24 protein-coding genes are annotated in these 21,583 nt (G+C 67.9%); 14 read left to right on the forward strand and 10 right to left on the reverse strand.

Translation table 11 applies throughout. The features are described from left to right. Window positions 1-6: 6 nt before the first annotated feature. Together EDC29_RS09315 and EDC29_RS09320 are read right to left on the reverse strand one after the other, a co-directional pair. The gene (locus tag EDC29_RS09315) at window positions 7-858 is read right to left on the reverse strand and encodes a metallophosphoesterase family protein (protein ID WP_123141838.1); all 852 of its coding nucleotides are present in this window, start codon (window positions 856-858) and stop codon (window positions 7-9) included. Window positions 859-934: 76 nt separating this feature from the next. Further along, window positions 935-1,249 (reverse strand): MTH1187 family thiamine-binding protein, encoded by a 315-nt coding sequence (locus EDC29_RS09320; RefSeq protein ID WP_123140198.1) that lies wholly within the window; start codon window positions 1,247-1,249, stop codon window positions 935-937. Window positions 1,250-1,524: 275 nt separating this feature from the next. Between EDC29_RS09320 and EDC29_RS09325 the strand changes: the two genes are divergently transcribed. The 3 genes from EDC29_RS09325 to EDC29_RS09335 all read left to right on the forward strand — a co-directional run bounded on the left by EDC29_RS09325 (window position 1,525) and on the right by EDC29_RS09335 (window position 5,001). Next, the gene (locus tag EDC29_RS09325; RefSeq protein WP_123140199.1) at window positions 1,525-1,989 is read left to right on the forward strand and encodes a hypothetical protein; all 465 of its coding nucleotides are present in this window, start codon (window positions 1,525-1,527) and stop codon (window positions 1,987-1,989) included. A gap of 59 nt (window positions 1,990-2,048) precedes the next feature. Then, complete coding sequence (locus EDC29_RS09330; RefSeq protein WP_123140200.1) at window positions 2,049-2,303, forward strand: DUF6489 family protein; 255 nt, start codon at window positions 2,049-2,051, stop codon at window positions 2,301-2,303. 166 nt (window positions 2,304-2,469) lie between these two features. Then, window positions 2,470-5,001: an EAL domain-containing protein gene (locus EDC29_RS09335; RefSeq protein WP_132229565.1), complete on the forward strand. Its 2,532-nt coding sequence runs from the start codon at window positions 2,470-2,472 to the stop codon at window positions 4,999-5,001. Window positions 5,002-5,047: 46 nt separating this feature from the next. Here the strand turns inward: EDC29_RS09335 and purN are convergent, their stop codons facing one another. Further along, entirely contained in the window at window positions 5,048-5,713 is a 666-nt protein-coding gene (gene purN, locus EDC29_RS09340) for a phosphoribosylglycinamide formyltransferase (RefSeq protein ID WP_123140202.1), read from the reverse strand. Continuing rightward, window positions 5,706-6,779 carry a phosphoribosylformylglycinamidine cyclo-ligase gene (gene purM, locus EDC29_RS09345; protein WP_123140203.1) on the reverse strand — a complete coding sequence of 358 codons (1,074 nt, stop codon included), beginning with the start codon at window positions 6,777-6,779 and terminating at the stop codon, window positions 5,706-5,708. Before purM ends, purN begins: the two co-directional genes overlap by 8 nt. A 238-nt stretch (window positions 6,780-7,017) precedes the next feature. Here purM and EDC29_RS09350 point away from each other — a divergent pair, with 238 nt between their 5' ends. Beyond that, window positions 7,018-7,575, forward strand: a complete 558-nt coding sequence (locus EDC29_RS09350) for a CDP-alcohol phosphatidyltransferase family protein (protein ID WP_123140204.1) — start codon at window positions 7,018-7,020, stop codon at window positions 7,573-7,575. 7 nt (window positions 7,576-7,582) lie between these two features. Here EDC29_RS09350 and hda read toward each other — a convergent pair whose 3' ends face one another. Together hda and wrbA are read right to left on the reverse strand one after the other, a co-directional pair. Continuing rightward, complete coding sequence (gene hda, locus EDC29_RS09355) at window positions 7,583-8,287, reverse strand: DnaA regulatory inactivator Hda (protein ID WP_132229567.1); 705 nt, start codon at window positions 8,285-8,287, stop codon at window positions 7,583-7,585. Next, a complete protein-coding gene (gene wrbA / locus EDC29_RS09360; protein WP_123140298.1) occupies window positions 8,284-8,901 on the reverse strand; it encodes an NAD(P)H:quinone oxidoreductase in 618 nt (205 codons plus the stop codon). Before wrbA ends, hda begins: the two co-directional genes overlap by 4 nt. 135 nt (window positions 8,902-9,036) lie before the next feature. Here wrbA and EDC29_RS09365 point away from each other — a divergent pair, with 135 nt between their 5' ends. Continuing rightward, complete coding sequence (locus EDC29_RS09365) at window positions 9,037-9,333, forward strand: acylphosphatase (protein ID WP_132229569.1); 297 nt, start codon at window positions 9,037-9,039, stop codon at window positions 9,331-9,333. Window positions 9,334-9,335: 2 nt separating this feature from the next. Here EDC29_RS09365 and EDC29_RS09370 read toward each other — a convergent pair whose 3' ends face one another. After that, entirely contained in the window at window positions 9,336-10,145 is an 810-nt protein-coding gene (locus EDC29_RS09370; protein ID WP_123140207.1) for a metallophosphoesterase, read from the reverse strand. A 351-nt stretch (window positions 10,146-10,496) separates the two neighbouring features. Between EDC29_RS09370 and EDC29_RS09375 the strand changes: the two genes are divergently transcribed. Both EDC29_RS09375 and EDC29_RS09380 read left to right on the forward strand, forming a co-directional pair. Continuing rightward, window positions 10,497-10,916, forward strand: a complete 420-nt coding sequence (locus tag EDC29_RS09375) for a rubrerythrin family protein (RefSeq protein ID WP_132229571.1) — start codon at window positions 10,497-10,499, stop codon at window positions 10,914-10,916. Window positions 10,917-11,007: 91 nt separating this feature from the next. Next, window positions 11,008-11,289, forward strand: coding sequence for a BPTI/Kunitz domain-containing protein (locus EDC29_RS09380; protein ID WP_123140209.1), 282 nt, complete (start codon window positions 11,008-11,010; stop codon window positions 11,287-11,289). 27 nt (window positions 11,290-11,316) lie between these two features. Here EDC29_RS09380 and EDC29_RS09385 read toward each other — a convergent pair whose 3' ends face one another. From EDC29_RS09385 to ftsH, 3 genes are all read right to left on the reverse strand, one after another. Further along, the gene (locus EDC29_RS09385) at window positions 11,317-12,732 is read right to left on the reverse strand and encodes a lytic transglycosylase domain-containing protein (RefSeq protein WP_132229573.1); all 1,416 of its coding nucleotides are present in this window, start codon (window positions 12,730-12,732) and stop codon (window positions 11,317-11,319) included. Between the two features lie 217 nt (window positions 12,733-12,949). Next, window positions 12,950-13,558 (reverse strand): Maf family protein, encoded by a 609-nt coding sequence (locus EDC29_RS09390; protein ID WP_123140211.1) that lies wholly within the window; start codon window positions 13,556-13,558, stop codon window positions 12,950-12,952. Between the two features lie 128 nt (window positions 13,559-13,686). Next, entirely contained in the window at window positions 13,687-15,615 is a 1,929-nt protein-coding gene (gene ftsH / locus EDC29_RS09395) for an ATP-dependent zinc metalloprotease FtsH (RefSeq protein WP_123140212.1), read from the reverse strand. Between the two features lie 162 nt (window positions 15,616-15,777). Here ftsH and EDC29_RS09400 point away from each other — a divergent pair, with 162 nt between their 5' ends. The 7 genes from EDC29_RS09400 (at window position 15,778) to rimP (ending at window position 21,576) form a co-directional block, all read left to right on the forward strand. Beyond that, window positions 15,778-16,602: an ABC transporter permease gene (locus EDC29_RS09400; RefSeq protein WP_165913478.1), complete on the forward strand. Its 825-nt coding sequence runs from the start codon at window positions 15,778-15,780 to the stop codon at window positions 16,600-16,602. 334 nt (window positions 16,603-16,936) lie between these two features. Continuing rightward, complete coding sequence (gene nagZ, locus EDC29_RS09405; protein ID WP_123140214.1) at window positions 16,937-18,016, forward strand: beta-N-acetylhexosaminidase; 1,080 nt, start codon at window positions 16,937-16,939, stop codon at window positions 18,014-18,016. After that, window positions 18,013-18,564: a hypoxanthine-guanine phosphoribosyltransferase gene (locus tag EDC29_RS09410; protein ID WP_132229577.1), complete on the forward strand. Its 552-nt coding sequence runs from the start codon at window positions 18,013-18,015 to the stop codon at window positions 18,562-18,564. The genes nagZ and EDC29_RS09410 overlap by 4 nt, the downstream gene beginning before the upstream one ends. A 154-nt stretch (window positions 18,565-18,718) precedes the next feature. Then, window positions 18,719-19,168: a hemerythrin domain-containing protein gene (locus EDC29_RS09415; protein ID WP_062276038.1), complete on the forward strand. Its 450-nt coding sequence runs from the start codon at window positions 18,719-18,721 to the stop codon at window positions 19,166-19,168. A 116-nt stretch (window positions 19,169-19,284) separates the two neighbouring features. Continuing rightward, the gene (locus EDC29_RS09420) at window positions 19,285-20,025 is read left to right on the forward strand and encodes an S-methyl-5'-thioinosine phosphorylase (protein ID WP_123140217.1); all 741 of its coding nucleotides are present in this window, start codon (window positions 19,285-19,287) and stop codon (window positions 20,023-20,025) included. Between the two features lie 159 nt (window positions 20,026-20,184). Continuing rightward, window positions 20,185-20,823 (forward strand): hypothetical protein, encoded by a 639-nt coding sequence (locus EDC29_RS09425; RefSeq protein ID WP_132229579.1) that lies wholly within the window; start codon window positions 20,185-20,187, stop codon window positions 20,821-20,823. Between the two features lie 297 nt (window positions 20,824-21,120). Further along, on the forward strand, window positions 21,121-21,576 hold the full coding sequence (gene rimP, locus EDC29_RS09430; RefSeq protein WP_123140219.1) for a ribosome maturation factor RimP: 456 nt from the start codon (window positions 21,121-21,123) through the stop codon (window positions 21,574-21,576). Window positions 21,577-21,583: the final 7 nt, after the last annotated feature.

Here is a 21,583-nt window from a genome sequence, read left to right on the forward strand (position 1 = left end):
CGGGATTCAATCCGGTGGTGTGTCGAGCTCGGCGAGGAAACTGTCCACGGCGGTCTCGAGCGCGAGTGTCCCGGCGAGCACCTCGGTCTCGAAACGCTCGCGCCATTGCGGCATCAGCAGCTGGGCGCGGTGCCACTCCTCGTAGAGGATGTGCGCGAGCGGTCCGCCCTGTTCGATGAAGCCGGAGTCGAGAAAGGTCCGACGGGCGCGCTCGCGATCGTAGTCGAAGCGCACGATCTCCCACTGCCAGCGCCCCTGATGGAATTCGAGCAGGGCGTAGCTGCCGCGCGGGTCGCCGTCGAAGGGCGAGCCGACCGAGCCGACGTTGAGGATCGGCAACCCGTCGAGCACCCGGGTGAGCGGGCGGTGGGTGTGGGCGGTGACGAACAGCGCCACGCCCTCGGGCAGGGCGCCGTCGCGTAGCGTCTCGTCGGGGAGCGCGGCGGTGACGCCGTGGCGGTTGCCGCGCATGGTGCCGTGGGTGACGTGCACCCAGCTCGTCTCGCTGCCGGCATGGAAGCACAGATGGTCCGGCCACTGGTTGAGCGTCTCCAGCGCCGGGGCGATCTGGTGCAGCGTCCAGTCGGCGAACGCGCGCATGCGCGCGTCGAGCGCGTCGCGCGGGGCCTCGCGCTGGCAGCGCAGCATCCAGGTCTCGTGGTTGCCGCGCACCGGCAGCCAGCCGTGCTCACGGCGCAGACGCTCGAACAGTTGCAGGCATTCGAGGCTGCTGGGGCCGCGATTGACCAGGTCGCCATCCATGATCACCAGGTCCGGCGACCAGTCGAGGATGCGGGCGACGGCGACCTCCATGGCCGGGAGGTTGGCCTGGACGTCGGAAAAGATCGCGACCTTCATCGGGCTGTCGAGTGCGGCTGTCGTGCGGTGCGCCAACCATACCGGTAAGCGCCGCGCTCGGCCAGTGCCAAGCCGCTCACTCGGGGGCGCCGAGCCGATGCTCGACCGAGGCGATCTTGCCCGCGAGCCGGCCCTCGGCGCGCTTGCGCATATCGAACTTGGCCACCGCATAGACGCGCTCGCAGCCCATCGCGTCGAGGATCGCCTGGGCGCGCTCGATCAGCGCCAGCGCCTCGGGCAGGGTCTCGGTCTCGACCACGGTCCCCATGGGGCCGAGTTGGTGGGGGTAGCCGCTGTCGCGGACCATCGCGACCACGGGGGCGACGAAGCGGCTGACCCCGCTGCCTCCCTGATCGAGCGGGAAGATGGTCAGTTCGAGAAGCACGGACATCGGGGTCTCCAGTGTGGTCTTGGGAATGATCGGGCATGCACGCGATTTGCCGCCCGCGCGCGCGGCGACTTAGACTAGACATCTCCGCCACTGGTCGGGTCGTGACGCGCTGTCGGCATCAGCCTTGCCACCGCTTGCGCGTCGATCTCGATCCGGCGCTCCGCTGCCACTCGGCGTGCCTCGCACGACCATCGGGCCCCGGAGTCCGCAGTGCGCTCCGAACACCCTGTGGGGTCGCCGTCGCTGGCATGGTGGCCCGTTGCTCCGAGAAACGCATGCCCTTAGAAGATACCGTCGGGGATCCCGATCTGGATACCCCCTTGTCGCTCACCCTCTCGCCCGCCATGCTCTTCCATGCCCTGATGGGCTCGGCCAGCGCCGTCCATACCGGCTGGCAGAGTTGTATCGACAATGCCCTGGTGGTCTCCGAGCTGATCGCCACCGATGACCGCGTCGGCAACTATTGTCGTCTGGTCGAGCAGGAGTTCGTCGAGGACGAGCAGCCCGATACCGTTTGGCATGACTGGACGCTCGAGATCCGTATCGATCCGGTGCTGATCACCGGTCACTGGCAGCTCCCGGCCACCGCCCACCCCTCTGAGTGGGAGTGGAACGCCCGCGAGGCCCGCCGCGCCTTCGAGCGCGCCTGTGTCTTGTTCGGGCGCCGTACCCGGCCGGGTGTGGTGATCGATGAACCGGCGCCGGCGGCACCCTCGGTGCCGCGTGCAAGCCGTCACTGACGCCGATCGCGACGTACGGCGTCGCGATCCAAGCCACCGCCGCGAGGAGGTCCGCCGAGATGAAGATCAAGGTCGATGTCGAGATGACCCCGGAGGAGATGCGCAAGCTGTTCGGCCTGCCCGATGTGGAGGCCTTCCAGCGCCAGCTGCTCGACGAGATCGGCGCGCGCATCAGCGAGGGCGCCGAGGGCTACGAGCCGCTCAAGCTGTTCCAGCCCTACATGAACAGTACGCTCGCCTCCTGGGAGATGTTCCACCGCATGATGGGGGGGGTGGCGAGCGCCGAGCGGCGCTCGTCCGAGGCCGACGACTAAGGCGCGCTGATGTCGGAAGAGGGCGTTGATCCTATAATGGCTGGCATGTCGATTGCCCAACCTCCGTCCTGTTACGAGCGGGACCAGCAACGCCCTTGATCGCCCGATGCATCATTGCCGCCGACTCGCCCGCTATCGGGCCCATCCTGTCGTGGGAGTCTGAGGCGTGAACCCTCGCCGCGACCCTCGAGAAGCCATCGCACTGGACCAGGACTTCGCCATCGCGCTGGTCAACCAGCTGGTGGTGCCGGCCTTCGTGCTCGATGCCGATTGCCGGGTGGTGATCTGGAATGCGGCCTGCGAGCGGCTCACCGGGATGCGCGCCGCCGAGGTGATCGGCACTGCCGAGCACTGGCGCGCCTTCTACCGTGCCCCCAAGCCCTGTCTCGCCGACCTGTTGATACAGGGGCGACTCGATGAGCTCAGGGATCGCTACGACCTGGCCGTCGGCGAGGGGCTCGACGCGTCCGGTGCGGCCCATGTCGAGGGCTGGTGCGACATGCCGTTGCTGCACACCGAGCGCTATCTCGGACTCGATGCCGGTCCCATTCGCGACGCCGAGGGGCGGCTGGTCGCGGTGGTCGAGACGCTGCGCGACCTCACCGAGCGCCAGCGTGCGCAGACGGCGTTGCAGCTCAATGCCAGCGTGTTCGAGAACTCGCAGGAAGGGATCGTCATCACCGATACCAGCTCGCGCATCCTCGACGTCAACGCCGCCTTCACCCGCGTGACCGGTTATCCCCGCGAGGAGGTGCTCGGCCGCACCCCGGCGCTGCTCAAGTCGGGGCTGCAGGACGACCAGTTCTATCAGGAGATGTGGCATCGGCTGCGTGAGTTCGGTCAGTGGAGCGGCGAGATCTGGAATCGACGCCGATCGGGCGAGGTCTATCCCGAGATGCTGCGGGTCAACGCGGTGAAGGACGCCGAGGGCACCCTGACCCACTATGTCGGCATGTTCTCCGACATCACCGATCTCAAGGATGCCCAGCGCCGGCTCGAGAGCCTGGCCAACTACGACGCCCTCACCAGCCTGCCCAACCGGGTGCTGCTCAGCGATCGGTTGCATCAGGCGCTGGCCAACGCCAAGCGGCGCGACCGGCTGGTGGCCATCTGTTTCCTCGATCTCGACGACTTCAAGCTGGTCAACGATCATCACGGGCACGACGCCGGGGATCGCTTTCTCGTCGAGATCGCCAAGCGACTGGTGCGCACGGTGCGCGGTGGCGATACCGTCGCCCGACTCGGGGGGGACGAGTTCGTGCTCCTGATCACCGAGCTGCGCAACACCGATGAGCTGGATCTGGTGCTCGAGCGCACCCTCGAGACCATCGATGCGCCCTTCGAGATCGACGGTATCCCGCTCGACGTCTCGGCGAGCATCGGGGTCACCCTCTATCCCTTCGACGACGCCGATCCCGACACCCTGCTGCGCCATGCCGACCAGGCCATGTACCAGGCCAAGCAGCTCGGTCGCAACCGCTACCAGCTCTTCGACATGGAGGCGGCGGCCAACGTCCAGCATCATCATCAGGAACTCGAGCGGATGCGCCGCGCCTTGCAGCACGGCGAGCTGCGCCTGTTCTATCAGCCCAAGGTCAACATGCGCACCGGCAAGGTGATCGGGGTCGAGGCGCTGATCCGCTGGCAGCACCCGGAACGCGGCATCCTCGCCCCGGCCGAGTTCCTGCCGCTGGTCGAGCAGAGTTCGCTGATCGTCGACATCGGCGAGTGGGTGCTGCACGAGGCGCTGGCGCAACTCGCCGAGTGGTCGCAGAAGGGTCACGAGCTCAACGTCAGTGTCAACATCGCCACCCGCCATTTCCAGCACATCGACTTCGTGGCGCGGTTGCAGGCGATCCTGGCCGAATACCCCGGGGTGGCGCCCGAACGGCTCGAGCTCGAGATCCTCGAGAGCGTCGCGCTCGAGGACGTCGAGGCGATGCGCGCGGTGATCGCCGCCTGTCAGGCGATGGGGGTGCGTTTCGCGCTCGATGATTTCGGGACCGGTTATTCCTCGCTCAACTATCTCAAGCAGCTCCCGGCCGAGACCCTCAAGGTCGACCGCTCATTCGTGCGCGACATGCTCGACGACCAGGAGGATCTGGCGATCATCGAGGGGGTGATCGGGCTGGCCAGCGTGTTCGGCAAGGAGGTCATCGCCGAGGGCGTCGAGACCCCGGAACACGGCGTGATGCTGATGCGCATCGGCTGCGATCATGCCCAAGGGTACGCCATCGCCCGACCGATGCCGGCCGACTCGATGCTCGACTGGCTCAAGGGGTTCGAGCCGGATCCGCGCTGGCTGCTGGGGCGCGGCGGACAGGGCGAGCGCTTCGACCTGCCGCTGTTGCTGGCGCAGTACGATCACGTCAAGTGGGTCCGTCAGGTGATCGGTGCGCTCGATGCCGATGTCTCGGCGCTGCCGCTCGAGGATCAGGCCGAGCAGTGTCGTCGACGTTTCGGCGTCTGGCTGGCCGGCGTCGGCCGTGACCGCTATGGCGAGCTACCCGAGTATGCCGAGATCGAGCGTATCCATGCGCGCATGCACGAGGTCTCCACCGAGATCCTGCGGTTGCGTGTCAATGGTCAGTGGGAGGCGGCGCGGCTGCAGTGCATGGAGCTGATCGGGATGAAGCGCCAGATCCTCGCCAAGCTCGATTGCTTCCAGCGCGCCCTGGTCGACGGCAAGCGCGCCTGAGGGGGACGTCCCGGCGCCCCTGGTCGGGAGCGCCGGGGCGAGAGGTTCAGCCGGCGGCGTCGATGATGCGCGGCCCGGACAGCGGCACGTCGTCGAGCCGGGCCTGGTCCTGATCATCGAGCCTGAGCCGTCCCTGCGCGAACCAGCGCACCACCGTCGGATAGATGATGTGCTCCTGCTTCAGCACCCGTGCCGCGAGGCGCTCGGCATCGTCGTCCGCCTCGACGGCGACGCGCGCCTGCAGCACCACCGGGCCGCCGTCGAGTTCGGCGGTGACGAAGTGGACGCTGGCGCCGTGCTCGCGCTCACCGGCGTCGAGCGCGCGCTGGTGGGTGTGCAGCCCACGATACTTCGGCAGCAGTGAGGGGTGGATGTTGAGCAGCCGCCCGCGGTGTGCGGCGACGAACGCCGGGGTGAGGATGCGCATGAAGCCGGCGAGCACCACCAGTCCGGGATCGTAATCCGCGATCAACCCGGTGAGCGCGGCATCGTAGTCGGCGCGCTCGGCATAGTCGCGATGATCGAGCACTGCGGTGGCGATGCCATGGCGCCGGGCGCGTTCGAGTCCGCCCGCATCGGCGCGGTTGCTGATCACCGCGACGATGCGGATCGGCAGCTCACCGCGCGCCTGGCCGTCGATCAGCGCCTGCAGATTGCTCCCGCCACCGGAGATCAGCACCACCACCGGGAGTGCTTGCTGCGCCTCACCCATCGGTCCGCGTGCCCTCGTAGTGCACCTCCGGCGCGCCTTCGGCCTGCTCGATGCGACCGATGGTCCAGGCCTGTTCGCCGGCGTTGGCGAGCAGCGCCATGGTCTCGTCGTGGTCCTCGGCGGCGACGCAGACGATCATGCCGATGCCGCAGTTGAAGGTGCGCAGCATCTCCTGCTCACTGATCCCGCCGGCCTGCTGCAGCCAGTCGAACACCGCCGGACGCTGCCAGGCGTCGAGATCGATCACCGCGCGGGTGTCCTCGGGCAGCACCCGCGGCAGGTTCTCGGTGAGACCGCCGCCGGTGATGTGCGAGAGCGCGTGCACCCGCAGGGTACGGATCAGCGGCAGGATCGCGGGGATGTAGATGCGCGTCGGCGCCATCAGTCGCTCGGCGAGCGTCGCCTCGTCGAACGGCGCCTGGAGATCGACGCCGCTGACCTCGATGACCTTGCGGATCAGCGAGTAGCCGTTGGAGTGCGGCCCGGAGGAGGCGAGGCCGATGAGCACGTCGCCGGGACGCACCCGCTCGGGGAGGATCAGCTCGGATTTCTCGGCGATGCCGACGCAGAAGCCGGCGAGATCGTAGTCGCCGGCGCCGTACATGCCGGGCATCTCCGCCGTCTCGCCGCCGGTGAGGGCGCAGCCGGCCAGCTCGCAGCCGCGGGCGATGCCGCCGACCACGGTGCTGGCAACCTCGACGTCGAGCTTGGCGGTGGCGTAGTAGTCGAGGAAGAACAGCGGCTCGGCGCCGCTGACCAGGATGTCGTTGGCGCACATCGCCACCAGGTCGATGCCGATGCCGTCATGACGATCGAGCTCGATGGCCAGGCGCAGCTTGGTGCCGACACCGTCGGTACCCGAGACCAGGACCGGCTCGCGGTACTGACCGAGCGGCAGCTCGAAGAGTGCGCCGAAACCGCCGAGACCGGTGACCACGCCGGGACGGCTGGTGCGCGCGGCGAGCGGCTTGATGCGCTCGACGAGTTCGGCCCCGGCGTCGATGTCGACACCGGCGTCACGGTAATTGAGCGAAGGGGAGGGGTTTTGAGTGGGATCCTGCGTCACGCTGGGGCTCCGTTGAGTGTGCCAGGGCGCGATTGTATACCGTCAGCGCCCGGTATAACTTGGAGAGTCTCCGGGGCTCGGGTAGGATGCGAGCCGCCCGGGCGGGGCGGTGTCCTCCGCGGTGTCCCGGAGCGTGGCATGGGGCGCGTTGGGCTGTTCGTGAAAGCCCTTCAAAATCAGTGGTCTGGCGCGACCTTTCGGTGTTTCAGTTGGTTGCGATCAGGGTCAGGACAGACAGGTGAAGCTCAGAGATCTTCCCAATATCATCAGTGTGATGCGGCTGGTGGCGGTGGCGCCGGTCGTCTATCTGCTGCTCATCGGCGAGTTCGGCTGGGCGCTGGCGCTGTTCGCCTTCGCCGGGATCTCCGACGGGCTCGACGGTTTCCTGGCCAAGCATTACGGCTGGCAGACCCGGCTCGGCGGCATCCTCGACCCGCTCGCCGATAAGGCGCTGCTGGTGTGCTGCTTCCTGGTGCTGGGGTCGCTCGGCGCCATTCCGGTGTGGCTGGTGGTCGCGGTGGTGTTCCGCGATCTGCTGATCGTGGTCGGCGCGGTGCTCTACAACTATCGCGTCGAGACCGTAGAGGCGGCGCCCTTGCCGGCGAGCAAGCTCAACACCCTGCTGCAGATCCTGCTGGTGGTGCTGGTGATCATGGATGCCGGTCCCTTCCCGCTGCCCGAGCTGTTGATCCAGTCGTTGGTCTGGGGCTGTCTGGCCACGGTGCTGGTCAGTGGCGCCCAGTATGTCTGGGTGTGGGGGCGCAAGGCTGCGGTGCGTGGCGCGCATCACGACTGACCCGGGCTCAGGGCGCATCGTGCAGGAGCCGTCGCACCATCGGGATGGTCGGCTGGCGCTGTTCGCGCAGGCTGGCCGCGTCGATTCGTTCGATCAGCGCGAGCAGTGACTCGGGGTCGCGGGCGTGATAGTGCATGATGTAGCGCACCAGCGCCGGCCCGAGCCGCAGACCGCGCTGCGCGGCCGAGGTGCTGAGCAGTTGCTCGCAGTCGCGATCGGTCAGTGCGAGCAGTCGATAGCAGGGTCCCCATTGCAGACGTGAGCGCAGATCGGCGCGGTCGAGTGTCAGCCGCTCCGGTGGTTGGCGCGCGGCGACGAGCAGTTGCCGGCCACGCTCGCGCAGACGGTTGTAGAGATCGAACAGCGCCTGCTCCCAGTCGCCATCCCTGGTGACGGCATCGATGTCGTCGATGGCGATCAGGTCGAGTTGCTCGAGGTCGTCGAGCAGCGACGGCGTCAGCCCCGGGGTCTTGAGCGGGAGATAGTGCGCCTGGAGGCGATGCGCGCTCGCTTCGAGACAGGCCGCCTGGAGCAGGTGCGTCTTGCCGGTGCCGCTGGCGCCGTGAAGAAACACCAGAGGCTCGCCCGTCGTGCCGCTCAGCGCGGCGATGGCGGCCACCGCCTCGGCGTTGGGGCCGGGCAGGTATTCGGTCAGTGTCGGCTCGCGTGTCAGCGCGACCGGCAGGTGCAGTTGCGGACTCGGCTGGGTCAAGACGAGATCGGTCCCTGGTTGCCGCTCGGTTCGAGGCTGCGCGCGGTCTGCGCCAGCCGCTGTCCGAGTGCCTGACAGAGCCGCTGCTCTTCCTCGCTCACCGCCAGGTCGCTGTCCGGGCCGGCGAGATGCGAGGGGCCGTAGGGGGTTCCGCCGCTGCGGGTGTGGAGCAGGTCCTCGGCGCTGTAGGGGAGCCCGAGCAGCAGCATGCCGTGGTGCAGCAGTGGCAGCATCATGCTCAGCAGGGTGCTCTCCTGGCCGCCATGCAGGCTGGAGGTGGAGGTGAAGACCCCGGCGGGCTTGCCGGCGAGCGCCCCCGAGAGCCACAGCCCGCTGGTGCCGTCGAGAAAATACTTGAGTGCCGCGGCCATGTTGCCGAAACGCGTGGGTGAGCCGAGCGCGAGTCCGGCACACCCGCGCAGGTCGTCATGGGTGACATAGGGCGGTCCCGAGTCGGGGATCGGTGGTGCGCTCGCCTCGCAGTCGCTGGAGACCGCCGGAACGGTTCGCAGTCGCGCCTCCAGGCCGGCCTGCTCGACCCCGCGCGCGATCTGTCGCGCCATCTCCGCGGTGGCCCCGTGACGGCTGTAGTACAACACCAGGATGAAGGACATCTGTTCGCACTCCTTGTCGTTGTCGGCGATACGGGCGCGCCGCCCGGCGCGCTGCACTTGCTGGAGAATGGTCCCGTGCGGCTGTGTTCGCAACCCGCACGGCATGTCGTCGTATTGGCAGAACGGGGGAGCGAGATGAACGGGATGCGGGTGTCTGGCGGGGCGCGGCGGTGTTGTCGCTGTCTGGTTGCGGGGCGGGTGCAGGGGGTGTGGTTTCGTGGTGCGACCCGCGAGCAGGCTGATCGCCTGGGGGTGAGCGGCTATGCGCGCAATCTGCCCGATGGTCGGGTCGAAGTGGTGTGCTGTGGTGAGGCGGGCGCGGTGGAGCGGTTGCGTGACTGGCTGCACCAGGGGCCGCCTGCGGCACGTGTCGAGACGGTCGTTTGCGAGCCGCTCGAGGAAGGCAGCTATCACGGCTTCGTGATCGGCTGAGGTCAGTAGCCGCTGGCCTCGAGATCGGGGTGTTCGGGGTAATCGTTGAGCCTGATCACGCGGGTCTCGATGTGACCGTTGCCATGCAGCAGGAGCTCGCGGTAGCCCGGCGGTCGTGTGTCGAGGGCAAATCCGCGACTCTGCTTGAGGAACTGGACGCTGGTGGCCGGGGCGGCGAGCAGTTCGAGCCGTCCGATGTGCTGGGCAAAGGCCTGATGGACGTGCCCGAAGAGGATCGCGCGCACCTGGGGGTGGTCGGCGCAGAGTGTGACCAGGGCCTCGCCGTTGTCGACCCCGAGGCTGTCGATCCAGGCGCTGCCGACGGCGACCGGGTGATGATGAAGGCAGACCAGGGTCGGCGCTTGGTTGGTCTCCAGCCAGGCGCCGAGCGCGCTGAGCTGGGCCGGTTCGACGTGTCCGCGGACCTCACCGGGCAGGCTCGAGTCGAGCAGCGCCAGACGCCAGTTGCCGAGCGCGACGATGCTGCCCGAGGGTGGTGCGAAATGGCCGAGGATCTCGTGCGCCAGTGGCCAGTGATCGTGGTTGCCGGCGACGCAGTAACAGGGCAATCGGGTCTGCTCGAGCCGGTCTCGCAACAGTCGATAGCCGCCGGCGGCCTCGTCGTGCGCCAGGTCGCCGGTGATCAGCAGGGCGTCGGCCGGCGCGCTGGCCAGCGCGCGCTCGAGCACCGCCTCGAAGCTGTGGCGGGTGCGCATGCCGAGCAGTCTGCCCTCTGCCTGATCATAGAGGTGAGGGTCTGAGAGGTGCAGGAGCCGAAGCGGCTGTGCGGGGACCTGGGGCGATGGCTGCATGAGCGGGTGTCCGGTACGGCGAGGGGCCAAGATAGGAGGTGGCTGGGGGCGGCGCGCCAGCGGGTCGGGAGCAGGTGGGGCAGTGTGGCTCGCCGGCTGGTGGTGTGTCGCTGGATGTCGCGGGACGCTGGCCGATCCTTCGTGTGTCCGAGTATGGCAGTCTTAGCAGTGTGCTCACTGGCTCGCAAGCATGAGGCTGAAGAGCTGCGAGCTGGCGCTCAGCATCGGGATCGGGTGATTTATCATTTTTGCCGATCTTTTTTATCGAAATAATCGATTTTAACTTTCCATTGCCCATCCTCCAATCTGAGTTGCACCGCAGCAGAATCGCTACAGCGTCGTGGAGATCAGATGCAACTCAAGGGCAGCAAGACCGAGCAGAGCCTGATCCAGGCCTTCATCGCCGAGTCCCAGGCCAATCGTCGCTATCTGTACTTTGCCGCCAAGGCCGATATCGAGGGCTATGGCGAGATCGCCATGCTGTTTCGCTCGGCCGCGGAAGGCGAAACCGGTCATGCGCTCGGCCATCTGGAGTATCTCGAGCCGGTCGGTGATCCGGTCACCGGATTACCGATCGGGACGACCGTCGACAACCTCCGCGCCTCCATCGCCGGGGAACAGGTCGAGTCCACCGAGATGTATCCACGGCTGGCGCGGCTGGCGCGTGACGAGGGCTTTGACGAGATCGCCGACTGGTTCGAGACCCTGGCCCAGGCCGAGCGTACCCACATCAACCGCTTTCGTCAGGTGCTCGCCCACCTCGAGCCCTGAGCGGGTGCCGGGTTCGGCAGTGGGTCGTCTCTGTGGTTACAATCCTTCCGGCATCGCAGGCAATCGAGCGGTGCGTGAAGGAGTCTCAACGATGCACCCACACCATTCCACGGGGCGCCGCCGATCTGCGTTGTCGTTGCTGCTGATGGCAGCGCTGCTTGCCGGTTGCGCCAGTCAGCCGAGTATCGACACCAACAAGGAACTCCCCGTTGGCTGTCTCGCCAAGCCCGATCCCGGTCCCTGTCGCGCGGCCCAGACGCGCTTCTTCTACGACTATCGCGACAATCGCTGCAAGCCCTTCCGCTATGGTGGCTGCGACGGTCGGGTCCCGTTCGAGACCCTGGCCGAGTGTCGCTCCTTCTGTGAACCCTGATGCCGCGCGTGCGACCTGGGCTCGCCGCTAGATCCCGCCGATGCGCAGTCGTTGTCCGGGATGGATCTCGTTGTCGTCCGGCGCGAGCTGGTTGAGTGCACGGAGCTGGGAGACGGTGAGACCGTTTTCCAGTGCTACGCGGTAGAGGGTCTCGTTCGGCTGCACGACGTGATAGCGCGTCTGGGGTTTCGACTCGGCGCGCTGCGTGCTGGCCACCCGGGGGGGCGTCGGCGGGGTGCGCGAGACCACCACCGGGATCGCCGGCGGGTGGCTGGCGATGCGCTTCAGGCTGCCCGCGGGCAGCCACACGGTGGTGCCGGCCGGGATCGGGCGGCTGCCCGAGACCAGTCGCTTGCGCCAGTGCAGGTTGAGTGAGGCGAGCTGGCTCGGTGAGACCGTGTAATGGCTGGCCAGGCGGGTCAGCGGCAGGCTGTGACGCAGCACCAGGCGGTCGTGACGCCAGGGCTGTTCGTAGGCCAGGCCCTCGGGGAAGTAGCGCCTGGCATGCATGGCGACCTCGCGCGCGGCGACGAACTCGGCGTAGAAGTTACGCGAGGCAAAGCCGAAGTAGCGACCGTCGTACTCCTCGACGATCCGACCGATGTCATCGCCATATCTGGCCTTGGCCTTGGCCATGCCGCCCTGGCCGTGGTTGTAGGAGGTGATCGCCAGCGGCCAACTGCCGAGCTTGCGCTGGGCCTGGGCGAGATAGCGTGCGGCGCCGTCGGCGGCGAGGATGGGGTCGAAGCGCTCGTCGACGTGACGGTCGACGGTCATGAACAAGCGTCCGGTGGCGGGCATGAACTGCCACACCCCGCCGGCGCCGACGCTCGAGCGGGCGTGGGTCTGAAAGGAGGACTCGACGTGCGGCAGATAGGCCAGGTCCTCGGGCACGCCGTGGGCCTGCATGATCTCGCGGAAGATCTGGTCGTAGCGCCCGCTGATCTCGACCCCGCGCTTGAAGCGCTCGCGCAGTCCGCGCTGCGAGCGTACCCGCTCATCGGCCCCGAACACCGCCTCGCGACCAGCGGCCTCCTCGAACTGCGCGAGCAGCTGGCGATCGGCGCGTGCCAGCGAGCGCTGCTCGCGCAGCGCCGCCTCGAGCGCGCGCACTCGATCGGCATGATGACGCTTGCGCGCGGCGATCCAGTCGCGCTGGGCCTGGGTGTAGGACTCGGCGCTGGCGCCGGGCAGGGTGGCGACCTCGTAGATCACCCCCAGGTGCCGGTCGTCGTGGAACACCACCTGGTCGCGTCGCCAGATCCCATAGACATGACGCCAGAAGTCGACGTTGTCGGCGATCTCCTCGGGGACCGGAAAGGTCTCCGAGCCATAGTGACCGTGCTGCCCGGTGGTGGCGCAGCCGGAGAGCGCGAGCAGGGCGAGGATGAGTGCGCCCAGCGTCCAGCGCGGGCGGCAACGGCGAGCGGCATCGGGTCGCATGGTCGGCGGCTCCTGTGGTCATCGAAGGCCCGCGGACGGGCCCGTCGTCGGGGAGGGGAGAGACGGCGTCCAGTACCCTGGAGCGCATGGTGCAAGCCTAAAGTCTCGCCCGGGAGTCGCATCAGGTGCAATCGGCAAAACCCCCTAATTTCGAAGGTGCCGGACAGGTCGGTGGTGCGTGCGCCTCGGCCCGCGGGAGAGGAGCGCGCTCGGCGGTTCAGTCGAGCGGTTGTGTGCCCTGGGTCAGTGGATCGATGCCATGGTCCTGCAGCAGGGTCACCAGCCGGATCAGCGGCAGTCCGATCAGCGCGTTGGGGTCCTCGCCCTCGAGCCGCTCGAACAGGGCGATGCCAAGCCCCTCTGACTTGAAGCTGCCGGCGCTGGAGAAGGGACGCTCGCGCGCGACATAGCCGGCGATCTGCGCCTCGGTGAGCGCGCGCATATGGACCCGGAAGGGTTCGACCAGGGTCTGGGCGCGGCCGCTGGCGGCATCGAGCAGACAGAGACCGGTCTGGAAGGTGACGGCGCGCCCGGCGCAGAGGCTGAGCTGTGCGATCGCCGCCTCGTGGCCGCCGGGCTTGCCGAGGATCTGGCCGTCGATGCTCGCGACCTGATCCGAGCCGATGATCAGCGCCTCGGGGTGAGCGGCGGCGACGGCGCGGGCCTTGGCCTCGGCCAGACGCATCACCAGGGCCTGGGCGGGCTCGTCGGGGAGGGGGCGTTCGTCGACCTCGGGGGCGGCGGTGGCGAAGGCGAGTCCGAGACGCTCCAGCAGGGCGCGGCGGAAGGGTGAGGTGGAGGCGAGGATGAGCTTGGGTTGGGACATGATGGATGCGTGCTCCGGCAGAGGATTGGGTGCAGGAGCGCGATGCTATCACCCGGTCACCGGGCGCCGCGATCGTCTCGCGGCGCCCGGTTCGGGTCGACACGCCCGGTGGGGCGTGCCGGGTCGGATCAGACCTCGCCGACCGGGCCGCCGACGATCGACGGCGGGGTGTTGCCCTTGGGGGCCGGGGCAGGGCCGTCGCCGCCGGCCGTCGGGGTGCCGCCGACATCGTCGTCGGGTTCGCGCATGGTGCGTCCCGACATGATGTCGTCGATCTGCGCCTTGTCGATGGTCTCGAACTTCAGCAGTGCCTCGGCCATCGCGTGCAGCTTGTCGAGGTTGTCATCGAGGAGCTGGCGCGAGCGCTGGTAGTTGCGGTCGATGATCTGACGCACCGCCTGGTCGATCGCCTGCGCCGTCTCCGGGGAGACGTTGCGCTGCTGGGTGACCGAGCGACCGAGGAAGACCTCGCTCTCGTCCTCGGCGTAGGCCAGCGGTCCCATGGCATCCGACAGGCCGAAGCGGGTGACCATGTTGCGGGCGATGTCGGTGGCGCGTTCGATGTCGTTGGAGGCGCCGGTGGTGACGTGCTCGGGGCCGAAGATCATCTCCTCGGCGATGCGTCCGCCGAACAGGCTCGAGATCTGGCTCTCGAGCTGGCGCTTGCTCATGCTGTAGCGGTCGCGCTCGGGCAGGAACAGGGTGACGCCGAGGGCGCGTCCACGCGGGATGATGCTGACCTTGTGGACGGGGTCGTGCTCGGGTACCAGCCGACCGACGATGGCATGTCCGGCCTCGTGGTAGGCGGTGAGCTTCTTCTCCGACTCGGACATCACCATCGAGCGACGTTCGGCGCCCATCATGATCTTGTCCTTGGCCTGCTCCATGTCCTCCATGTCGACACGCGCCTTGTTGCGGCGCGCGGCGAACAACGCCGCCTCGTTGACCAGATTGGCGAGGTCGGCGCCGGAGAAGCCGGGGGTGCCGCGGGCGATGGTGCGCGCGTCGATGTCGTCGGCCACCGGTACCTTGCGCAGGTGCACCTCGAGGATGGCGGCGCGACCGGAGAGGTCGGGCAGGCCGACCACGACCTGGCGGTCGAAGCGTCCCGGGCGCAGCAGCGCCGGATCGAGGACGTCGGCGCGGTTGGTTGCGGCGATGACGATGACGCCCTCGGTGCCGGCGAAGCCGTCCATCTCGACGAGCAGCTGGTTGAGGGTCTGCTCGCGCTCGTCGTGTCCACCGCCGAGCCCGGCGCCACGCTTGCGTCCGACGGCGTCGATCTCGTCGATGAAGATGATGCAGGGGGCACTCTTCTTGGCCTGCTCGAAGAGGTCACGCACCCGCGAGGCGCCGACGCCGACGAACATCTCGACGAAGTCCGAGCCGGAGATGCTGAAGAAGGGCACCCGCGCCTCGCCGGCGATGGCGCGTGCGAGCAACGTCTTGCCGGTGCCGGGGGGGCCGACCATGAGCACGCCGCGCGGGATGCGACCGCCGAGGTTGGAGAACTTCTGCGGGCTCTTGAGGAAGTCGACCAGCTCGCCGACCTCTTCCTTGGCCTCCTCGACGCCGGCGACATCGCGCAGCGTCACCTTGACCTCGCCCTCGGCGTGCTGGCGCGCGCGGCTCTTGCCGAAGTTGAAGATCCCGCCGCCGCCACCGACGCCACCACCGCTGTTGCGTCGCATGAACCAGAACCAGATGCCGATCAGCAACATGAAGGGCAGCCAGGCGGCAATCACCTGCATCAGCACGCTCGGTTGCTCGGGCGGCTCGGCGCGGATGGCCACACCCTGATTGAGCAGGTCGCCGATCAGGCCGGGGTCGTTGGGGTCATAGGTCTCGAAGCGTGAGCCATCGGTTCGCGTGCCCTGGATGGTCTGATCCTGGATGGTCACCTCGCGCACCGCGCCCTCGTTCAGTTCGCTCAGGAACTCGCTGTAACTCAGGTTGCGGGTCTCGATGCCTTCCGGCGAGGTCATGCCGTTGAGCATCATCACCAGCCACAGGGTGACCGCGATCCAGAGCAGGATGTGGAAGTTTCTTGGGTTCATGCGAGCCTTCGTCCTCGTTGACCAAATACAGCGTGCGCGATGCCCGATGCCGGGCCGTTGTCCGGTTAGATCGGGGCATGGAGCCGAAATCCAACGCGCCTCGGGCGCTCGGCCCGTACCGTGGTCAGAGCCTACCATAGGCGTCGGGGTTCCCGGACGGGGATGAGGGATGAGGAGGGGGATGGGGTGCGTCTGGCGGTCGTGGTGTTGCTGGTCTGGTGCGGTGCGGCGCTGTTCGCGCCCTGGCTGGTCGAGGCGCCGAATCGGGTCGAGCTCAGGGCGATGCTCGCCGGGCCGATGCCGGGGGCGCCGCTCGGGACCGATGATCTGGGGCGCCCGGTCCACGAGCGACTGCTGGTCGGTGCGCGGGTCTCGCTGCTGGTCGGGGTCGGGGTGGTGGCCTTCGCCGCGAGTCTCGGCACCCTGGTCGGGCTCGTCGCCGGGCTGCTCGGCGGCTGGGTGGACCGGTTGGTGGTCAGGCTGATCGATCTGTTCCTCGCCTTTCCGGGGATCCTGCTGGCGATTGCCTTGGCCGGTCTGCTCGGCCCCGGGCTCGACAACCTGGTGATCGCGCTGACCGTGGTCGGCTGGGTCGGCTATGCGCGGCTGGCGCGTGCCCAGGCGCTGACCCTGGCCGGGCGCGAGCACGTCCTCGCCGCGCGCGCCCTCGGCTGCGGTACCTGGCGCATCCTCTGGCGCCATCTGTTGCCGCTGGCGCTCGCGCCGCTGCTGGTCGAGGCCACCTTCGGCATCGCCGCGGCGATCGTCGCCGAGGCCGGGCTCTCCTTCCTCGGGCTCGGCATCCAGCCGCCCGATGCCTCCTGGGGCAGCATGTTGCGCGATGGCGTCTCCTATCTGCTGGTCGCCCCGCATCTGGTGATCGCCCCCGGCGTGGCGCTGTTCGCCGTGACCCTCGCCGTCAACCTGGTCGGTGACTGGCTGCGTGATCGGCTCGATGTGCGGACACGCGCTCGGGATGTCATGTGAAGGATTGAACCGTACGTGACGGATTGAATCGCATGTAACGGATTGAACCGCAAAGCCGCGAAGAACGCGAAGGAAGAAGAAGGCTTGGCCTCCAGTGGCCAGCCATCAGCCTCCAGTGGAGAGCGCGTCGTGAGGTCTGATCATTAAACCCCTTGGCGCCCTTCGCGACTTGGCGGTTCAATCTTCCGGTCGCTGGTCGCTGGTCGCTGGTCGCTGGTCGCTGGTCGCTGGTCGCTGGTAGCTCCCCCACCGGCGCTGTGTTAAAAAGACGGCCATTCAGACCGGTCCGGTCAGCGCCGGACCCCGACCGCAGCCGCAGCAGGATGACCGCCCCATGTCGCTAGGCCCGATCATGCTCGACATCGCGGGCACCAGGCTCACCGCCGAGGACCGCGAGCTGTTGCGCCACCCGGCCGTCGGTGGCGTGATCCTGTTCGCCCGCAACTATGCCGACCCCGCGCAGCTCGCCGCACTCACTGCCGAGATCCATGCCCTGCGCGAGCCACGTCTGCTGATCGGCGTCGATCAGGAAGGGGGGCGCGTGCAGCGCTTTCGCGACGGCTTCACCCGGCTGCCGGCGATGGGGCGCTTTGCCGCGCTCCATGCTCGCGATCCCGCCCGCGCCCGTGAACTCTGTGACCGACTCGGTTGGCTGATGGCCGCCGAGCTGCGCGCCGTCGGCGTCGACTTCAGCTTCGCCCCGGTGCTCGATCTCGATCGTGGGCTCTGTGCGGTCGTGGGTGATCGCGCCTTCGGTGCCGCGCCCGAGCAGGTCGCCGAGCTGGCGCTGGCCTGGGCCGAGGGGATGCGTCGCGCGGGCATGGCCGCCGTCGGCAAGCACTTCCCCGGTCACGGCGGGGTGGCGGTCGACTCCCATCATGCCCTGCCGAGCGATCCGCGCCCCTTCGGCGAGCTGGCGATGGAGGATCTGGTGCCCTTCGAGCGGTTGATCGCGCACGGCATCGAGGCGCTGATGCCGGCGCACGTCGTCTATCCGCAGGTGGCGCCCGAGCCGGCCGGTTTCTCGCCGCGCTGGCTCGGTGAGATCCTGCGTCAGCGGCTCGGTTTCGAGGGGGTGATCTTCAGCGACGATCTCAACATGGGGGCCGCTGCCGCCGGTGGCGATCATCTCGATCGCGCCCGTGCCGCGCACGCTGCAGGTTGCGACGTGCTGTTGATTTGCAACAATCGCCCCGCCGCGGCCGCACTCGTGGAGTGCTTCGCCGATGCCACGGACCCCGCCCTGGCGCTGCGCCTGGTGCGCATGCACGGACGTGGCGGCCATGACCGATTGCATCTGCGCGAGTGCCCCGACTGGCAGCGCGCGGTCGACCACGCCGCCCGACTCGAGACCCACCACAGTCTCGATCTCGGGCTCGATGACCCGACAGATTCGGAGACCAATGTAGGATGAAGCTTGATCGTAGTCAGTATGAGGGTGTCGCCGCGCGCGCCGAGTGCCTGGTGTCGCACGAGGAGATGGAGACGGCGCTCGACCGCATGGCGGAGACCATCACCGAGCGTCTCGGCGACAAGGATCCGGTGATCCTCTGCGTGATGACCGGCGCGGTGATCACCGCCGGGCTGTTGCTGCCCCGGCTCGACTTCCCGCTGCGGGTCAACTACATCCACGCCAGTCGCTACCAGGGGGCGACCAGCGGTGGCGAGCTGGCCTGGCGCCATCGTCCCTCGGACGCGATCCGTAACGAGCACGTGCTGGTGGTCGACGACATCCTCGACGAGGGCATCACCCTCGATCAGGTGGTGCGGGCCTGTCACGAGGACGGCGCGGCGAGCGTGCAGAGCGCGGTGCTGGTGGCCAAGCAGCGTCCGCACCAGTGTGAGGCCGATATCGTCGGTGTCGAGGTGGTCGATCGCTATCTCTACGGCTATGGGCTCGACTACAAGAACTATTTTCGCAATGCCCGGGGCATCTACGCGGTCGCCGACGAGGACATCTGAGCGCGGCTCGCCCCGTACCGCGGGAATGGTCGAAAAACACAATATAATTAAGCGCTTTTTGACTATTTCCGCGATCTGTTATACATCCTCGCGGGTGGCGTGGCGGCAGCCCTTGCTTGCTGCGTCCCACCGACCGATCAACCTCGAGGATGACATGCAAACGCTCGACACCTACCGCGATTCGCACGCGGAACTGCGCCAGATGATCGACGATCTGCGCGCGCTGCTCGCTCCCGAACTGTTGCGGATCCGCCCCAACGCGCGGACCGCCCACCAGCTGCTGTGCGACTTCGGTCAGCGGGTGCGCGCGCATCTCGCCGAGGAGGATCGCAGCCTCTACCCGGGGCTGCTGATCCATGAGGACCCGCGGGCGAAGTCGATCGCTTGGGGCTTCATCAGCGGCGAGAAGCCGCTGCGTCAGGCCTTCAGTGCCTACCACAAGCGCTGGCTGAAGGACTGCGACTTCGAGTTCTGCGAGACCTTTCTCGCGCAAACTCATGAAATCCTGGAGATGGTTTCGGCCCGGATCGATCGCGAAGAGCAGGTGTTGCTGCCCAAGCTGGTCGAGGCCGGTATCCTGCAGGAGGCCACCGCGGGGCGCTGATCCCGCACGCCGTGGCAAGCGCGCGTGCGCTCGGTGCCGACTGCCGATCTCCGCCCTTTGGATTCCCGCGCACACTTCGGTAAACTGCCGCCATTTTGAGAAGTGGCGGTGGCTGCATGACTGTTCTGGCTATCATCGGCGGTTCCGGGTTCTCCGAACTGCCGGCGCTGCAAGCGCGTGAGGCGCGGCGCGTCGAGACCCCTTATGGCGAAACCTCGGCCCCGGTGACCCGGGGGCGGCTCGGCGAGACCGAGGTGCTGTTCCTGCCGCGCCATGGCGCCGGGCATCGGTTGCCGCCGCATCGCGTCAACTACCGCGCCAATGTCTGGGCGCTGCGTGAGTGCGGCGCCGAGCGGGTGGTCGCCCTGGCCGCCGTCGGTGGTATCACCGAGCGCTATGGCCCGGCGGTACTGGGGGTGCCGGATCAGATCATCGACTACACCCACGGTCGCGAGCACACCTTCTTCACCGGAGACGAGCAGGGGGTCGATCACGTCGACATGACCGAGCCCTATTGCCAGTCGCTGCGTGGTGAGCTGCTGGGTGCCTGTGCGCGGCTCGGTCACGCGGTGGTCGACGGCGGTACCTATGCCGCCACCCAGGGACCGCGTCTCGAGACCACCGCCGAGGTGACGCGGCTCGAGCGTGACGGTTGCGATCTGGTCGGCATGACCGGCATGCCCGAGGCGGCGCTCGCGCGCGAACTGGGGTTGTGCTACGCCACGCTTGCCTTCGTGGTCAACTGGGCCGCGGGGAAGGGCGAGGGCGAGATCACCATGGCCGAGATCGAGCGCAACCTCGAGGTCTGCTCGGGGCGCATCATCGAGATCCTCACCGAGCTGGCCGGCCACGGCTGATTCGGTCCCCGGGCCTGGTCGTCGTTGCGGCGGTCGCGGCACGGTGACGTGTTTTTGTCGGAGCCCTCCCGGCGTCGTCGCACGCCGAGGCGGCGGCGCATGTCGCGCCCCGGGGCGAGCCAGGGGTTCGTCCCGACCATCTCACCATGGAGTACTCAGATGGCCGCTGAAGAAAAGCCCAAGTCCCGTTCCGTGATTCGTTGGTTCCCGAGGCTCTTCCTGTGGGGGAGCGTGCTCGCCTTCGGCTATCTCTACTGGGATTCGCTGGAGCAGGAGAAACGCGAACTCGCCGCCGCCGATGAGGCCGCCGTGCCCGCGCCACAGCGGGCCGATTCGACCATGCCCGCGACGCAATCGGAGGCGGTGCCGAGCCCGTCCTCGCCCGAGGTCGCCGCCGCCGAGCCAGTGGCAGTGGTGCCGGCCGCACCCGAGGCTGAGTCCGAGGCCGAGCCCGCAGTCGCGCCGGTTGCCGCCGCGCCCGAGGTCGCTGCCGAGGTGGTCGAGGATGCGGCTGGCGCCTCCGCGCCCGAGCCCGCCGAGGCTGCGGCGCAGCCGGCGCCCTCGCCGGTCGCAGCCCAGGCCCCGGTCGTGCCGCACGATCCGTTTGCGGCGCATCAGGCGCGCCTGGCCGCGCATCATGCCGCCATGCAGCGTCTGGCGCAGGCGCGCATGGAGCGTATGCAACAGCGTTGGGCGCAGCGTCCGGTGGCCTGGCCGCACCCGCCGATGCCTCATGCGCCGCCGCTGATGCCGCCCTTCGGCTATGCGCCGCCGGTGGCTGCGGGCGAGGTGCGCTAACCGCCCCCGAGGCGCCGTCGGCAGGCCCCGTTCGCCGGGGCGGCGGCGCCTTCTTGTACCGCCGTGGCGGGCGCGTCGGGGCGGGATGCGCTCCTTGCTTAACTCAATAAGTTACTATAAACTTTCAGCGCTTAAGGAAGTGGCGGATCTGGTAACCATTGCACTGGCCACCCATCAAACCCCGTCTACGGGGTTTTTTTATCGCTCGCGAATTGGTGACAAGCCCGTGCGATGGGTGCTTGGGTCACCGCAAGAGGTTGGGCCACTGGCCCAATTTTTGTTTCTGAAGGGCGGATTATGCAGCCGGCAGACAGCACATTGACGCGCCTTGCGCGTCGCGTCGTCGAACCCATGGGTTACGAGCTCGTCGGGGTCGAGTTCTTCCAGCACGGAACGAACGCGACCCTGCGGGTCTATATCGACCATCCCGACGGGATCACCCTCGACGACTGCACCAGCGTGAGCCATCAGCTCAGCGGTGTGCTCGATGTCGAGGATCCCTTGCCCGGTCAGTACGACCTCGAGATCTCCTCCCCAGGTGTCGAGCGACCGCTGGTATTCCCCGAGCACTATGCGCGCTTCGTCGGCCAGCAGGTGAAGATGCGCCTGGCCGAGAAGGTCCAGGGGCGGCGCAGGCTGCAGGGCGTGCTGGTCGGCAGCGACGATGTGCAGGTCTCGATCGAGGTCGATGGCGAGGTCTGGCAGATTCCCTATGGTGTGATCGAATCGTCGCGCCTGGTGGTCGATTGGTGAGCATGGC

Origin of the sequence: Marichromatium gracile (genome assembly GCF_004343155.1) — a bacterium.
In the GTDB taxonomy this organism is placed as follows: Bacteria; Pseudomonadota; Gammaproteobacteria; order Chromatiales; family Chromatiaceae; genus Marichromatium; species Marichromatium gracile.

Bases quoted from the DNA above. Each gene is read 5' to 3' on its own strand.
- rimP (WP_123140219.1), top strand. From the start codon at position 21,121: ATGCAGCCGGCAGACAGCACATTGACGCGCCTTGCGCGTCGCGTCGTC.
- nagZ (WP_123140214.1), top strand. From the start codon at position 16,937: ATGTCGCTAGGCCCGATCATGCTCGACATCGCGGGCACCAGGCTCACC.
- EDC29_RS09425 (WP_132229579.1), top strand. From the start codon at position 20,185: ATGGCCGCTGAAGAAAAGCCCAAGTCCCGTTCCGTGATTCGTTGGTTC.
- EDC29_RS09385 (WP_132229573.1), bottom strand. From the start codon at position 12,732: ATGCGACCCGATGCCGCTCGCCGTTGCCGCCCGCGCTGGACGCTGGGC.
- EDC29_RS09330 (WP_123140200.1), top strand. From the start codon at position 2,049: ATGAAGATCAAGGTCGATGTCGAGATGACCCCGGAGGAGATGCGCAAG.
- EDC29_RS09400 (WP_165913478.1), top strand. From the start codon at position 15,778: ATGAGGGATGAGGAGGGGGATGGGGTGCGTCTGGCGGTCGTGGTGTTG.
- EDC29_RS09370 (WP_123140207.1), bottom strand. From the start codon at position 10,145: ATGCAGCCATCGCCCCAGGTCCCCGCACAGCCGCTTCGGCTCCTGCAC.
- EDC29_RS09325 (WP_123140199.1), top strand. From the start codon at position 1,525: ATGCCCTTAGAAGATACCGTCGGGGATCCCGATCTGGATACCCCCTTG.
- EDC29_RS09365 (WP_132229569.1), top strand. From the start codon at position 9,037: ATGAACGGGATGCGGGTGTCTGGCGGGGCGCGGCGGTGTTGTCGCTGT.
- EDC29_RS09315 (WP_123141838.1), bottom strand. From the start codon at position 858: ATGAAGGTCGCGATCTTTTCCGACGTCCAGGCCAACCTCCCGGCCATG.
- EDC29_RS09415 (WP_062276038.1), top strand. From the start codon at position 18,719: ATGCAAACGCTCGACACCTACCGCGATTCGCACGCGGAACTGCGCCAG.
- EDC29_RS09420 (WP_123140217.1), top strand. From the start codon at position 19,285: ATGACTGTTCTGGCTATCATCGGCGGTTCCGGGTTCTCCGAACTGCCG.
- EDC29_RS09390 (WP_123140211.1), bottom strand. From the start codon at position 13,558: ATGTCCCAACCCAAGCTCATCCTCGCCTCCACCTCACCCTTCCGCCGC.
- EDC29_RS09375 (WP_132229571.1), top strand. From the start codon at position 10,497: ATGCAACTCAAGGGCAGCAAGACCGAGCAGAGCCTGATCCAGGCCTTC.
- purN (WP_123140202.1), bottom strand. From the start codon at position 5,713: ATGGGTGAGGCGCAGCAAGCACTCCCGGTGGTGGTGCTGATCTCCGGT.
- ftsH (WP_123140212.1), bottom strand. From the start codon at position 15,615: ATGAACCCAAGAAACTTCCACATCCTGCTCTGGATCGCGGTCACCCTG.
- EDC29_RS09410 (WP_132229577.1), top strand. From the start codon at position 18,013: ATGAAGCTTGATCGTAGTCAGTATGAGGGTGTCGCCGCGCGCGCCGAG.
- EDC29_RS09320 (WP_123140198.1), bottom strand. From the start codon at position 1,249: ATGTCCGTGCTTCTCGAACTGACCATCTTCCCGCTCGATCAGGGAGGC.
- EDC29_RS09380 (WP_123140209.1), top strand. From the start codon at position 11,008: ATGCACCCACACCATTCCACGGGGCGCCGCCGATCTGCGTTGTCGTTG.
- wrbA (WP_123140298.1), bottom strand. From the start codon at position 8,901: ATGTCCTTCATCCTGGTGTTGTACTACAGCCGTCACGGGGCCACCGCG.